The sequence below is a fragment of the Camelimonas abortus genome, from assembly GCF_042432745.1.
GTDB classification, from domain to species: Bacteria; Pseudomonadota; Alphaproteobacteria; order Rhizobiales; family Beijerinckiaceae; genus Camelimonas; species Camelimonas abortus.
Window position 1 is genome coordinate 1,613,862 of the sequence record NZ_JBHLWR010000006.1, and the last position, 13,568, is coordinate 1,627,429.

Annotated in this window: 10 protein-coding genes; 8 read left to right on the forward strand and 2 right to left on the reverse strand. The window is 71.8% G+C overall.

Features of this window, described 5'->3' with window-relative positions; genetic code table 11:
- Positions 1-23: 23 nt before the first annotated feature.
- The 3 genes from ACFFJB_RS09345 (at position 24) to ACFFJB_RS09355 (ending at position 1,741) form a co-directional block, all read left to right on the forward strand.
- The gene (locus tag ACFFJB_RS09345; RefSeq protein WP_376830932.1) at positions 24-542 is read left to right on the forward strand and encodes an NUDIX hydrolase; all 519 of its coding nucleotides are present in this window, start codon (positions 24-26) and stop codon (positions 540-542) included.
- A gap of 49 nt (positions 543-591) precedes the next feature.
- Positions 592-1,044, forward strand: coding sequence for a TIGR02301 family protein (locus ACFFJB_RS09350; protein ID WP_376830933.1), 453 nt, complete (start codon positions 592-594; stop codon positions 1,042-1,044).
- A 442-nt stretch (positions 1,045-1,486) separates the two neighbouring features.
- Positions 1,487-1,741 carry a hypothetical protein gene (locus ACFFJB_RS09355; protein ID WP_376830934.1) on the forward strand — a complete coding sequence of 85 codons (255 nt, stop codon included), beginning with the start codon at positions 1,487-1,489 and terminating at the stop codon, positions 1,739-1,741.
- 265 nt (positions 1,742-2,006) lie between these two features.
- On the opposite strand, the gene ACFFJB_RS09360 is transcribed toward ACFFJB_RS09355, so the two are convergent.
- Together ACFFJB_RS09360 and ACFFJB_RS09365 are read right to left on the reverse strand one after the other, a co-directional pair.
- Positions 2,007-2,246, reverse strand: coding sequence for a hypothetical protein (locus ACFFJB_RS09360; protein WP_376830935.1), 240 nt, complete (start codon positions 2,244-2,246; stop codon positions 2,007-2,009).
- A 345-nt stretch (positions 2,247-2,591) separates the two neighbouring features.
- On the reverse strand, positions 2,592-4,571 hold the full coding sequence (locus ACFFJB_RS09365) for a potassium transporter Kup (RefSeq protein WP_446680588.1): 1,980 nt from the start codon (positions 4,569-4,571) through the stop codon (positions 2,592-2,594).
- Between the two features lie 425 nt (positions 4,572-4,996).
- On the opposite strand from ACFFJB_RS09365, the gene fabI reads away from it, so the two are divergent.
- The 5 genes from fabI to ribB all read left to right on the forward strand — a co-directional run bounded on the left by fabI (position 4,997) and on the right by ribB (position 13,482).
- Positions 4,997-5,827, forward strand: a complete 831-nt coding sequence (gene fabI / locus ACFFJB_RS09370) for an enoyl-ACP reductase FabI (protein WP_376830937.1) — start codon at positions 4,997-4,999, stop codon at positions 5,825-5,827.
- A 44-nt stretch (positions 5,828-5,871) separates the two neighbouring features.
- On the forward strand, positions 5,872-6,555 hold the full coding sequence (locus ACFFJB_RS09375; protein ID WP_376830938.1) for a histidine phosphatase family protein: 684 nt from the start codon (positions 5,872-5,874) through the stop codon (positions 6,553-6,555).
- Between the two features lie 240 nt (positions 6,556-6,795).
- The gene (locus ACFFJB_RS09380; protein WP_376830939.1) at positions 6,796-10,890 is read left to right on the forward strand and encodes a Pls/PosA family non-ribosomal peptide synthetase; all 4,095 of its coding nucleotides are present in this window, start codon (positions 6,796-6,798) and stop codon (positions 10,888-10,890) included.
- Positions 10,891-11,035: 145 nt separating this feature from the next.
- Entirely contained in the window at positions 11,036-12,154 is a 1,119-nt protein-coding gene (aroC, locus tag ACFFJB_RS09385) for a chorismate synthase (RefSeq protein ID WP_376830940.1), read from the forward strand.
- A 248-nt stretch (positions 12,155-12,402) separates the two neighbouring features.
- On the forward strand, positions 12,403-13,482 hold the full coding sequence (ribB, locus tag ACFFJB_RS09390; protein WP_376830941.1) for a 3,4-dihydroxy-2-butanone-4-phosphate synthase: 1,080 nt from the start codon (positions 12,403-12,405) through the stop codon (positions 13,480-13,482).
- Positions 13,483-13,568 lie beyond the last annotated feature (86 nt).

Consider the following 13,568-nt stretch of genomic DNA (forward strand, 5'->3'; position numbering starts at 1 on the left):
CTATCCCCCGCCGGGAGCACGCCATGTCCAGCGCCGCTGCGCCGCCTGCGCCCTCACCTGTCCGGCCCGCCCCGGGCGAAGCCGCCGACCGGCTCTATCCGGCCCGCCCCCTGCTGGCGGCCAGCTGCCTCGCCGTGCGCGACGGGCGCGTGCTGGTGGCGCGGCGCGTGGCCCCGCCGCTGGTGTGGAGCGCGCCGGGCGGTCTGGTGGAGGCTGGCGAATCGCTGGAGGCGGCGGCGCTGCGGGAGCTGCGCGAGGAGACCGGCGTCAGCGCCCGCATCACGGGCCTCGCCGGACATCTGGAGCACGTGGCATGGGAGCGCGGCGGCGCCGCGCCGGCCGACGAGGCCGACCGGGTGCTGCGCCATTATGTTATCATCTGCTTCGCTGCGCGCTGGATCGCGGGCGAGGCGCAGGTGAGCGCCGAAGCCGCGGCCGTGCGCTGGGCGACGCCCGCCGAGATGGCGGCGCTGAACGTGACGGACGGACTGCAGGAGCTGGCGCGCCGGGCGCTGCGCCTGGCGGAGGCGCCGGCGGCGTGACCGGCGACGGGCCGGCGGGGGACGACCGCTGAACGGGGGAGACGGCCGCATGCAAGCGACCACGGAGCGCGGCGGACGGATGGGGCCGCCCGGCCACGGCTGGCGACGCCTTGCGCGCGCCGGCGCCGTCGCGGCGTGGACCATCGGCTGGGCGGCGCTGGCGGCGTCCGCGCCGCCGCCGGCCACGGCCGCCTCCACCGCCGCGCAGGTGGACCGGAGCATGGCGCGGCTGGCGGAGATCATGGGGGCGCTGTCGTGGCTGCGCCAGCTGTGCGGCGCCGCCGACGCCCTCAAGTGGCGCGAGCGCCTTCAGGCCCTGGCCGACGCCGAATCCGGCGCGCCCATGCGTCGCGAGCTGCTGGTCAGCGCCTTCAACGCCGGGCGCAGCGCCTACAGCCTCAGCCACCGCCGCTGCACCCCGGCGACGACGCAGGTCATCACCCGCTATCTGGCCGAAGGCGAGGAGCTCGCCCGCGCGCTCGCCGCCCTGGCGCGACGCTAGGCCGCGGCCGCGGCCGCGCCCTGGCGCGGCGCCCCCGGCCCGCCGCCTCCGGCCTGGCGGCGACGCCGCGGCCGGCGTGCGGCCATGCGGCGGGACTTCCCGCCGGAACGCCGGCGGAGTCCGGCGCTGACGCAAGTCATGTGCGGACGGCGGACAGCGGATTCTGGCTCCAGATGAGGCTGGCGCCGGCGACAGCGCGCGAACAGCTGGCGGCCGCCCGGCCGTTTACCTGGAACGCGACCGTAATTTCAGCGCCATTACTGTCGGGGCGCCCGCCGCGGGGCCAGTTGACCATGCCGGGGGGCGTCGCCAGGACGCACGCGGCGTTTTACGCCGGCGTCCATCCGTGTTAACTGTCTGGAAAGATCCTGGTGGCGCCCCGCGGGGCGGCGACTATCCTGTCGCCGCATGGCGAATGGCGCCGGCGCTCAGGCTTGAGTGAATGAACGACACACATTTCGACTACGAATTCGGCGAAGCCAGCGAAGAAAAGCAGGCGGCGCTGAACTACCTGTCCGAAGCTTTCGCCGAAGCGCAGCTGGACGGGCTGGACGGGGACTGCATGGCTCACGCCGCCCTGTTCACCGCCTTCCGCGAGCTTGTCAGCGTATATGGCGAGGAGGCCGTGGCGGCCTTCGCCGAAACGCTGCCGGCGCGCCTGCGCGAGGGCAGCTTCTCGACCCGGCCGCGGCACTGAGCCGCGCCCTTCCGGGCTGACGCATGCGTGGCCCGCCTCCGGCGGGCCCGTCCTTTTTGCACCCGCTGTTCCGGCGGCTGTCGCCCGGGCGGATCCCCGCGTCCCCGCCGCAGCCGCGGCGCGAAAAGAAAGTCGCCAGAAAGAAAGCCGCCAGCAGGCGGCGTGCGGACAGAAACGGCCGCCAGGGCGGCGGCCGGTGACGGAGCGCGGCCGCCTGACGGCGGCCGCCCGGCGGAAGGCGGCGCCCGCCTCCCGGTCCGGAGCGTCAGGCGCCCGAACGGCAGGCCACCGGATCCTCGCCGTCCGCCTCGCGCGGCGGCAGGACGACGCAGTCGCCGGCCGCACGTCCGCGCCCCGCGCCGCGGGCGGCGGCGAGCGCGCCGGCCAGAGCCGGCAGGCCGATGGGCCTGAAGGTGAGCGGCGCGGTCTCGCGCCGTTCGGACTGCTTCGCCGGCGCGCGGCCGGCGTGTCTGCGGGCTGTATCTGCCCGAGCCATATCTGCCATTGTCTGGTCCCTCCGCAATGTCTGCGATCATCCGGACCGCCGGCGCTCCCCCTGCGCCCATTGCGGATCCATGCGCCGTCGCGGCCCCTGGCCGCGCCACGCGCGCGCATTTTCAGACGAAGGCGGCGGCGAAATCAGGGCGGGACGGCGGAAATTTCAGGTAAATCGCCGGAATTCAGGCGGCAAGATGAATGGTTTCATAATAAAGTCGGGGGCGCGGCCCGGCGCCGCAGCCCCGGCGGCGACGCCGCGCGGCCGCTCGCCCGCCGGCCGGGCCAGGACGCGGACGGGATCAGCGCCTGACCGCGGCGGCGCCGTCAGGGCGCCCGCGGCGCCGGGCGGCCGTCACAGGGTCACCTGGGTGCCCACCTCAACCACCCGGCCTGTGGGGATCTGGAAGAAGTCCGTGGCGTCGGAGGCGTTGCGCGCCAGGAACACGAACATCTTCGACTGCCACAGCGGCATGCGCGGCGCGGCGCCGATGCGCAGCGAGCGGCGCGACACGAAGAACGAGGTGGACATGATGTCGAAGCGCCAGCCCTGGCTGCGGGCGATGGCGAGGCCGCGCGGCACGTTGGGCGTCTCGGCGTAACCGAACGACATAGTCACCCGGCTGAAGCCGTCGCGCAGCGGCTCGATGGAGACGCGCTCGCTGTCCGGCACCCGCGGCCTGTCCTCGGTGATCACCGTCAGCATGACGTTTTTCTCGTGCAGCACCTTGTTGTGCTTCACGTTGTGCAGCAGCGCCGCCGGGGCGAAGTCCGGATCGCTGGTGAGAAAAACGGCGGTGCCGCGCACCCGGTGCGGATTGCTGCGCGAGAGAATGTCCACCAGCTCGTTGATGGGCATCTCCGCCTTGCGGGTCTTCTCCAGCACGATGCGCGCGCCGCGCCGCCAGGTGAGCATCATCGTCATGATCAGCGCCGCGACGATGATGGGAAACAGACCGCCGTGCAGCGCCTTGAGCAGGTTGGCGAACAGGAAGGTGGAGTCGATGGCGAGGAACGGCAGCATCGCCGCCGCCGCCAGCCACGCCGGCCGCTTCCAGCTCTTCCAGATGACGATGAAGGCCAGCAGCGTGGTCACCACCATGGTGCCGGTGACGGCGACGCCATAGGCGGCGGCCAGATCGCCGGAATTGCGGAACAGCGCCACCGCCAGCAGCACGCCGGCCAGCAGCAGGTAATTGATGCGCGGCAGGTAGATCTGGCCTGAGGTGGTTTCGGAGGTGTAACGGATTTCGAGGCGCGGCAGCAGCCCGAGCTGGATCGCCTGGCGGCTGAGCGAGAAGGCGCCGGTGATCACCGCCTGGCCGGCGATGATGGTGGCCAGCGTCGCCATCAGCACCATGGGCATCAGCGCCCAGTCCGGGAACAGCAGGAAGAACGGATTGGCCAGCTTCTCGGGATGGGACAGCACCAGCGCCCCCTGGCCGAGATAGTTCAGGGCCAGCGCCGGCAGGGCCACGAACCAGGTGAAGCGGATCGGCCCGGCCCCGAAATGGCCGAGATCGGCGTAGAGCGCCTCGGCGCCGGTCACCGCCAGGAACACCGCGCCGAGAATGGCGAGGCTGACGAAACCGTTGTGAATGATGAAGTCCACGCCATAGCGCGGATCAAGGGCGGCGAACACGCCCGGATCGTCGAGGATGTGGTAGAGGCCGCCCGCCGCCAGCAGCGCGAACCACAGGATCATCACCGGCCCGAACAGCCGCGCCACCGTCGCCGTGCCGCGGCTCTGCACCAGGAACAGGGCGGCGAGAATGGCGCTGGCGATCTGCGGCACGGCGTGGTCCAGCGCCGGCGTCACCAGCTTGAGGCCCTCCACGGCGGAGAGCACCGAGATCGCCGGCGAGATGATGGCGTCGCCGTAAAACAGCGCCGCCCCGAGCATGCCCAGCACGACGATGGCGCCGCTGCGGCTGTGGCCCACGGCGCGCTGCGCCAGCGCCATCAGCGAGAGAATGCCGCCCTCGCCGTTGTTGTCGGCGCGCAGCAGGATGAACACGTATTTCAGCGTCACCACCACCATCAGCGCCCACAGGATGAGCGAAAGCACGCCGATGACGGAGGCGCGGGCGTCGAGGCCGCTCTCCATGCCGACCCGCGCCGCCTCGCGGAAGGCGTAGAGCGGGCTGGTGCCGATGTCGCCGAACACCACGCCCGCGGCGCCCACGACCAGGCCCCAGAACCCGGCCCTGCCGGCGGGACCGTGGCCATGCCCTGCGGCGGCGTGGGCCGGATCCATGCGGGTCAAGTCCGTGCGGGCGTCCTGCGCGTCGCGCGACGCATCAGCCGCGCTGCCTTCGTCCCCGCCCTGTCGCATCACCATGTAATTCGCCCCTGGCCCCGCCTGCCGGCTCGCCGGCGCGGGCCCTCCCCCCGTATAGAGGACTGCAAACCGCATTTCCGCAACGGCCGGATGCGCGCCGTGACCGGCCGGCCACAGCCGCCCGGGCGACGCCATGCCGTGCGGCGCCTGCAAGGGCGGCGGGTATAAACCATATCAGGCGCCGCGCAAGCGCCGTATTTGCGGTGAAAGGGAGGGGCCGCCGGCGGTCCGGCCGCTTTCCGGCTTCTACGGCGCGCGCTCCGCGCAAGCCCTGGGGCGGCGGGCCCGCGGCGGGCGGAGCGGACATGAATTATGGCGAATCGCGGGCGCGGGCGGGCTTCCGTCCCCCGCCCGCGTCGGCTAATGATGCAGCGGATGAAGCGTCGGCGTTTCCGGTCGGCGCCAAGGTTACAGTTCACATGACAGGCAATGTTGCGCAGATCAGTAATCTCATGGCCGGCAAGCGCGGCGTCATCATGGGATTGGCCAACAACAAGTCGATTGCCTGGGGCATCGCGAAAGCCGCGCGCCAGCATGGCGCGGAAATCGCCCTGACCTATCAGGGCGACGCGCTCAAGAAACGCGTGGAGCCCCTCGCCGCGGAGCTGGGCGCCATTGTCGTGGGCCACTGCGACGTCACCGACCCGGCCACCATCGACGCCGTGTTCGCCACGCTGGAGAAGCAGTGGGGAACCATCGACTTCGTCGTCCACGCCATCGCCTTCTCGGACAAGGACGAGCTGACGGGCCGCTACCTCGACACCACCGAGGCCAATTTCAGCAAGTCCATGCTGATCTCCTGCTACTCGCTCACCGCCATCACCCAGCGGGCCGAGAAGCTGATGCCCGGTGGCGGCTCGATCCTCACCCTGACCTATTACGGCGCCGAAAAATGGATGCCCCACTACAATGTGATGGGCGTGGCCAAGGCGGCGCTTGAGGCGAGCGTGCGCTATCTGGCGGCGGACCTCGGCCCGCAGAACATCCGCGTCAACGCCATTTCCGCCGGCCCGATCAAGACCCTGGCGGCCTCCGGCATCGGCGACTTCCGCTACATCCTGAAGTGGAACGAGTACAACTCGCCCATGCGCCGCTCGGTGACCATCGAGGACGTGGGCGACAGCGCCGTCTACTTCCTTTCCGATCTCTCCCGCGGCGTCACCGGCGAGGTGCACCATGTGGACGCCGGCTACCACGTGGTCGGCATGAAGAATCCGGACGCCCCGGACATCGTCCTCAACAGGGAGTGAGCGCCGCGGTGAGCGCGCCCGCGCCGTCATCCGGATCCGCCGGCGTGACGCCGCAGCGGATCATTCCGCGCGGCGTCCTGCTGTTCGTGCGCCACGGCGAAACCGACTGGAACGCCGCCGGCCGCCTGCAGGGCCGGCGCGACACGTCCCTCAATCCGCGCGGACGCCGCCAGGCCGAGATCGCCGGGCGCACGCTCGCCGGCCTTGGCGCGCGGCCGCACGCGCTGCGCTGGCTGGCCAGCCCCCTCTCCCGCACCCGTCTCACCATGGAGATCATGCGCGCCGCCATGGGCCTCGACCCGGCGGATTACGTCACGGACGCGCGCCTCGCCGAAATCTCCTTCGGCCGCTGGGAGGGCATGACCTGGAAGGAAATCCGCGCCTGCGCGCCGCAGGCCCATGCGGCGCGCAAGGCCAGCCCCTGGACCTTCACCCCGCCGGGCGGCGAAAGCTACGCCGCCGTGGCCGCCCGCCTCGCCCCGCTGCTGGCGGAGCTGGCCGGCGACGCGGTGATCGTGTCGCATGGCGGCGTCGCCCGGGCGCTGCTCGCCCTGGCATGCGGCCTGCCGCCGGATGAAGCGGCCCATGCGCCGGTGTGGCAGGGGCGGGTGCTGCGCATCGACGCCTGCGGCTACCGCTGGCTGCCGGAAGGGCTGCCGCCCGGCCACGGCGACGCGCCGCTCCTGGCCGGGGCGGACGCAGCCGGCGGCGAAGCGCCGCAAGCCTGAGCATGACCATTCGCCGCGGCCCGCGCCCCCCGGCGCGCGCCGGCGGCCCAGCCCTGAAAATCCATACGTTCCGGAGCGTTACATCCACACCGGCCGGCCGCCGGCGCGTCGCCGCGGCCACGTCCGCGCTTCCGTTCATGCGTGGTTCAGCTGGCGCAGGGCATTGCTGCGGCGCGCCCTGGTCACAGGGGCGTGACCGGGCCGGCCAGCGTCCCGCCCGGAGCTCCCGGAGGGAGACGGATGAAGGCAGCGTTTGATGAGATGAACCAGGCGGACGCGGGAACCGCCGCGTCGTCCTGCCTGCGGGGGCCGGCGCGACCGGACCTGCTCCGCGACGAAACCCTGGCCGAGATTTTCGAGGAGAGCGCCCGCCGTCGTCCCGACCATCCCGTCTGGATCTGCGACGGCCGCAGCTGGACCTACGCCGAGGCCGAGGCGCTCACCGCCGCCATCGCCCGCGCCCTCGTCGCCCGCGGCGTCGGCCCGGGCGCGGTGGTGGGCCTGTGGGCCCCGCGCGGCGTCGACCTGCTGGCGGCCCAGGCGGCCATCGCCCGCACCGGCGCCGCCTGGCTGCCGTTTGACGCCGACGCCCCGGTGGAGCGAATCGCCGTGTGCCTGAAGGACGCGGGCGCCGCCGGCCTCGTCACCTGCGAGGCCTTCGCCGGGCGCGCCGAAGGGCCCGGCGCCGCCTGCTGGACCATCGAAACGCTTCGCGCCGAAGGGGCGGCCGGCCATCCCGCTCCCCTGCCCGATCCGCGCGCCCGCGGCCTTGGCCCCGACAGCCCCGCCTATGTGATCTACACCTCCGGCTCCACCGGCGCGCCCAAGGGCATCGTCGTCAGCCAGCGCAACATCTGCCACTTCCTGCGCGCCGCCAATGAGGTCTACGGCGTGGGGCCGGACGACGTCGTCTTCCAGGGCGCGTCGCTGGCCTTCGACCTCTCCATGGAAGAGGTGTGGGTGCCATATCTCGCCGGCGCCACGCTGCATGTGGCGACGCCGGAGGTGATGAACGACATCGAGAACCTTCCGGGCCGGCTCGCCGCCGCCGGGGTCACGGTGCTGGACACGGTGCCGACGCTGCTGGCCATGCTGCCGGACGACATCCCCTCGCTGCGCGTCATCCTGCTGGGCGGCGAGGCGCTGCCGCCGGCGCTGGCGGAGCGCTGGGCGAAGCCGGGCCGGCGGCTGTTCAACACCTATGGCCCGACCGAGGCGACGGTGGTCGCCACCGTGGCGGAGATCGTCCCGGGCCGGCCGGTGACCATCGGCCGGCCGCTGCCCAACTACACCTGCCATGTGGTGGACGAGGCGCTGCGGCCTGCGCCGCCTGGCGTCACCGGCGAGCTGCTGATCGGCGGTCCGGGCGTGGCCATGGGCTATCTCGGCCGGCCGGAGCTGACGGCGGAGAAATTCATCGCCAATCCGTTCGGCGACGCCGGCGGCGAGCCGGTGCTCTACCGCTCCGGCGACGCGGTGAGCCTGACGGAGGACGGCGAACTCGCCTTCCACGGGCGCATCGACGACCAGGTGAAGATTCGCGGCTTCCGCGTCGAGCTCGGCGAGATCGAGGCGGCGCTGTGCGACTTCCCGGACGTGGCCCAGGCGGCGGTCGTGGTGCGGGAGGACAGCGGCGTGGAGCGGCTGACCGCCTTTCTGGTGGCGCAGCCCGGCCGGACGGTCGACCGCATGGCGATCCGCTCCTCGCTGCGCGACCGCCTGCCCTCCTACATGTTCCCGGCGCATTTCGAGACGGTGGCCAGCCTGCCGCGCCTCACGTCCGGCAAGGTGGACCGCAAGGCGCTGAAACAGCTGCCGCTGCGCGCGGCCAGCGAGACGGCCGTGCAGGAGGAGCCGCAGGGCGAAGCCGAGGCGGCGCTGCTGGCTGCGGCGCAGAAGGTGTTCCCCGGCGAGACAATCCCGTTCGACGCCGACTTCTTCCTCGATCTCGGCGGCCATTCGCTGCTGGCGGCGCGCTTCGTCTCGGAGGTGCGCAAGACCCCGGCCTTCGCCAGCCTCACCATGCAGGACGTCTACGCCGCCCGCACGCTGCGGGCCATGGCGGCGCTGCTGGAGGCCAACCGCGAGGACGGGGCGCGGGACCTTTCCTTCACCCCGCCGCCGCTGGCGCGGCGCTTCTGGTGCGGCGTCGCCCAGGCGCTGGCGCTGCCGCTGATCCTGGGCATGGTGACCATCCAGTGGCTGGGGCTGTTCCTGGCCTCGATCGCCGTGGTGCGGGAGGACGCGCCCTGGTGGGTGGAGATGGGCCTGCTGTTCGTGATTTACGTGGCGCTCAACATCGGCGCCAAGCTGCTGATCGCGGGCGTGAAATGGGCGGTGCTGGGCCGCACGAAGCCAGGGCGTTACCCGCTGTGGGGCGTCTATTATTTCCGGGTCTGGTTCGTGCAGCGCATGATCCAGGCCAGCACGCTGCACTTCCTGCAGAACTCGCCGCTGATGCGCGTCTACCTGCGCCTGCTCGGGGCCAGAATCGGCCGCGACGTGGTTATCGGCGACTTTGAGGCCGGCGCCATCGACCTGATCAGCATCGGCGACTGCGCCTCCATCGGCAACAAGACCCGCTTCGCCAACGTGGCGGCGGTGGGCGACGAGCTGGTCATCGGAACCATCGACATCGGCCCTGACGCCTACATCGGCAACGCGTGCTCCTTCGGGCCCAACTGCCGCGTCGGCCGCAGCGCCGAGATCGCCGACCTCACCGCCATCGAGGAGAACATGACGGTGGGCGAGGCGGAGAAGTGGGAAGGCTCGCCGGCCCGCAAGACCGGCATGGCCGATCTGGCGGCGCTGCCGCCGCAGGCGCAGACGACCCCGGCCACCCGCGCCCTGCAGGGCGTGGCCTACGGCGTCGGCTACATCGTCATGCTGATGCTGGGCCTGCTGCCCATCTTCCCGGCCTTCTACCTGCTCTACAACCTGGACACCCTGTTCAGCGGCGCGGCGGACCACGAGATTTCCTGGGCGACGCTGCCCCTCCTCGCCCTGCCGACGGCGCTGGCGCTGATCGTGGTGTCCATGGCGGTGATCGTGGCGTGCCGCTGGATCATCCTGCCGCGGCGGGTGCAGCCCGGGACGCACTCCATCCATTCCTGGTTTTACGTGCGGCGCTGGCTGATGGGCCTCGCCTCCGAGGTGACGCTGGAGACGCTGAACTCGCTCTACGCCACGCTCTACATGCGGGTGTGGTGCCGCCTGATGGGCGCGAAGATCGGCAAGGGCTCGGAGATCTCGACCAATCTCGCCGGCCGCTACGATCTCGTCGACATCGGCGACGGCAACTTCCTCGGCGACGAGGTGATCTTCGGCGACGAGGAGGTCCGCCGCGGCTACATGACGCTGAAGCGGGTGAAGACCGGCGACCGGGTGTTCTTCGGCAATGACGCCATCGTGCCCGGCGGTTCGGTGGTGGAGAACGACGCCCTGCTCGGCGTGAAGTCGCGCATGCCGGAGAGCCTGCATGTCGGCGCCGGCGAGACCTGGTTCGGCAGCCCCGCCATCCGCCTGCCAGTGCGCCAGAAATTCAGCGCCGCCGCCAGCTTCACCTACCAGCCGCCGCGGCGCATGCTCGTGCTGCGCGCCCTGTTCGAGGCGTTCCACACCTCGCTGCCGACGGCGCTGTTCATCACCTGCGGCTACATGACGGCGGACGTGATCGCCGGGCCGCTGGACGAAGGCGCGTGGCTGGCGGCGCTGGGCGTGTTCCTCGCCGCCGGCGTGGCCATCGCCATGGCGCTGGTGGCGTTCTCGGCGGCGGTGAAATGGCTGATGATGGGCGTCTACCGCCCCTGCGCCCATCCGATGTGGTCGTGGTGGGCCATGCGCACCGAGGCGGTGGCGGTGATCTACAGCGGCCTTGTGGGCAAGGCCTCGCTGGAGTTCTTCCGCGGCACGCCGTTCCTGCCCTGGCTGCTGCGCCTTTATGGCGTGAAGACCGGCAGGGGGGTGTGGATGGACTGGGCGGACATCACCGAGTTCGACTGCGTGACGATCGGCGACTACTGCGTCATCAACATGGGCGCGGCGCTGCAGACCCACCTCTATGAGGACCGGATCATGAAGGTGGGACGCATCGAGCTGGGCCGGGGCGTCACCGTCGGCGCAGGCTCGACGGTGCTCTACGACACCCATGTGGGCGACTTCGCCCGCATCGGCCAGACCACGGTGATCATGAAGGGCGAGACGGTGCCGGCGCATTCGGAATGGACCGGCGCCCCCGCGCAGCCGCTGCGCCGGGCGCGGGCGGCGGCGCAGGCCGCCACGGCCGCGGAGACCGCCGCGCCAGGCGGCGCCGCCCCGGCCCGCATCGCCGCCTGAGCGGCGCCGTCCGCCGGCCGGAGGGCGTGCGCGCGGCCGCGGTCGCCCTTGTGTCGCGCGCGCGCCGCGCGACGGCGCGGGAAACGGCGGCGGAGCGTTTGACCCGGCGGCGCGGCGGCCCTATGCAGGCGGCAGAGGAAATCCCATGTCGCACAATTCATTCGGCCACCTCTTTCGCGTCACCACCTTCGGCGAGAGCCACGGTCCGGCGATCGGCTGCGTGGTGGACGGCTGCCCGCCCGGAATTCCGCTCACCGAAGCCGACATCCAGCGCGATCTCGACCGCCGCAGGCCGGGCCAGTCGCGCTTCACCACCCAGCGGCGCGAGCCGGACGCGGTGAAGATTCTCTCCGGCGTCTTCGCCCATCCGGAGACCGGCGAACAGGTCACCACCGGCGCCTCCATCGGCCTGCTGGTCGAGAACACCGACCAGCGCTCCAGGGATTACGGCGACATCCGGGACCGGTACCGGCCCGGCCACGCCGACTTCGCCTATGACGTGAAATACGGCCTGCGCGACTATCGTGGCGGCGGGCGCTCGTCGGCGCGCGAGACCGCCATGCGCGTCGCCGCCGGCGCCATCGCCCGCAAGGTGGTGCCCGGCCTCGTGGTGCGCGGCGCCGTGGTGCAGATCGGCCCGCATCGCGTCAACCGCGACAACTGGGACTGGTCCATCGTCAACGACAACCCGTTCTTCTGCCCGGACGCGCAGATGGTGGAGGTGTTCGCCGACTATCTCGACGGCGTGCGCAAACGCGGCTCCTCGGCCGGCGCGGTGGTGGAGATCGTGGCCGAGGGCGTGCCCGCCGGCCTGGGCGCGCCGGTTTACGGCAAGCTGGACGCCGACATCGCCGCCGGCCTCATGAGCATCAACGCGGTGAAGGGCGTGGAGATCGGCGACGGCTTCGCCGCCGCCGCGCTCACCGGCGAGGAGAACGCCGACGAGATCCGCATGGGCGCCGACGGCCGCCCGGCGTTTCTCTCCAATCACGCCGGCGGCATTGTCGGCGGCATCTCCACCGGCCAGGCGGTGATCGCCCGTTTCGCGGTGAAGCCCACCTCCTCGATCCTGACGCCGCGGCGCACCATCGACCGCCATGGCCAGGAAACGGACATAATGACGAAAGGGCGCCACGACCCCTGCGTCGGCCTGCGCGCCGTGCCGGTGGGCGAGGCCATGGTGGCCTGCGCCATCGCCGACCACTATCTGCGCGACCGCGCCCAGACCGGCGGCGTGCGGCGCTGGCCGGGCGCGCGGGCGTAAGCGGCGGCGCTTCTCCCCCGCCGCCGGCGCGGATCCGCCTTCACCTTCCACCTTCGCGCGCGCCGGCGCCCGCCGCGCGCCTGACACAGGGAGGGACGTGAGAGACGGCGCTTGTGTCGGCGCCGGCGGGCGCGTAAGCCGGGGGCGACGGAAACAGGGCGGGAGACGCCGGGGGCGCCTCCCCGGCTGCTCCCGGGCGCGGCGCGCGCCGGCCCGGGAAACCAAGGTTGCAGGGGTGAACACCAGCCATGTCGAACAGCGTCACTGAAGCCATCGAAGCCATCGCCCGCGGCGAGATCATTATCGTCACCGACGACGACGACCGCGAAAACGAGGGCGATCTGGTCTGCGCCGCCGCGCTGTGCACGACGGAGAAGATGGCGTTCATCATCCGCCACACCTGCGGCATCGTGTGCGCGCCGCTGTCCAGCGACGAGGCCCGCCGCCTGCGCCTTGACCCGATGGTGGCGGCCAATGACGCGCCGCTCGGCACCGCCTTCACCGTGACGGTGGACGTGCGCCATGGCCTCACCACCGGCATTTCCGCGGAGCAGCGCGCCAACACGGTGCGGGCGCTGGCCAGCAACAACATGGGGCCGGAGGATTTCGTGCGTCCTGGCCACGTGTTTCCGCTGATCGCCCGTGACGGCGGCGTGCTCATGCGCTCCGGCCACACCGAGGCGGCGGTGGACCTGTGCCGTCTCGCCGGCCTGCCGCCGGTGGGCGTGATCTGCGAGCTGGCCAATGACGACGGCACGGTGATGAAGGGCGAGCAGATCGAGGCGTTCGCCCGCGAGCACAATCTGAAGCGCATTTCGGTGGCCGACCTGATCGCCTACCGCCGCTCGCGCGAGAAGCTGGTGGAGCGCGTCGGCTCGTTCCCGGTGAAGACGCAGTTCGGCGACCTCACCGGCCATGTTTACGAGACCGGCCTCGACACCGTGCAGCATTTCGCCTTTGTGATGGGCTCCATTGGCGACGGCCAGGCGGTTCCCGCCCGTCTGCACCGCGCCGACGTGGTGGCGGACCTGTTCGGCCCGTCAGCGGTGCACAAGGCGCTGGCGCGTTTCGCCCGCGAGGGCCGGGGCGTGCTGGTTTACCTGCGCGACGGCGCGGCGGGCGTGCCGCTGCACCGCCAGGGGGACGACAATCCGGCCAGCGCCGAGGAAACCCGGGTGCGCGAGTGGCGCGAGGTGGGGCTTGGCGCCCAGATCCTGCGGGATCTGGGGGTGAACTCCATCATCAACCTGTCGTCGACGGAGCGCGCTTTCGTCGGCCTCGCCGGCTTCGGCATCGAGATCGCGCGCACGGAGCCGCTGGACGGCTGACGCCGCCCCGCCGCCAGGCGCCAGCGTCATGCAGGCGCCCGCGTCATGCCCGGGCCTCCGGTCCGGGCGTTTTTTTCGCGGACGGA

Bases quoted from the DNA above. Each gene is read 5' to 3' on its own strand.
- ACFFJB_RS09360 (WP_376830935.1), bottom strand. From the start codon at position 2,246: ATGGCAGATATGGCTCGGGCAGATACAGCCCGCAGACACGCCGGCCGC.
- aroC (WP_376830940.1), top strand. From the start codon at position 11,036: ATGTCGCACAATTCATTCGGCCACCTCTTTCGCGTCACCACCTTCGGC.
- ACFFJB_RS09345 (WP_376830932.1), top strand. From the start codon at position 24: ATGTCCAGCGCCGCTGCGCCGCCTGCGCCCTCACCTGTCCGGCCCGCC.
- ACFFJB_RS09380 (WP_376830939.1), top strand. From the start codon at position 6,796: ATGAAGGCAGCGTTTGATGAGATGAACCAGGCGGACGCGGGAACCGCC.
- ACFFJB_RS09365 (WP_446680588.1), bottom strand. From the start codon at position 4,571: ATGCGACAGGGCGGGGACGAAGGCAGCGCGGCTGATGCGTCGCGCGAC.
- ACFFJB_RS09350 (WP_376830933.1), top strand. From the start codon at position 592: ATGCAAGCGACCACGGAGCGCGGCGGACGGATGGGGCCGCCCGGCCAC.
- ribB (WP_376830941.1), top strand. From the start codon at position 12,403: ATGTCGAACAGCGTCACTGAAGCCATCGAAGCCATCGCCCGCGGCGAG.
- fabI (WP_376830937.1), top strand. From the start codon at position 4,997: ATGACAGGCAATGTTGCGCAGATCAGTAATCTCATGGCCGGCAAGCGC.
- ACFFJB_RS09355 (WP_376830934.1), top strand. From the start codon at position 1,487: ATGAACGACACACATTTCGACTACGAATTCGGCGAAGCCAGCGAAGAA.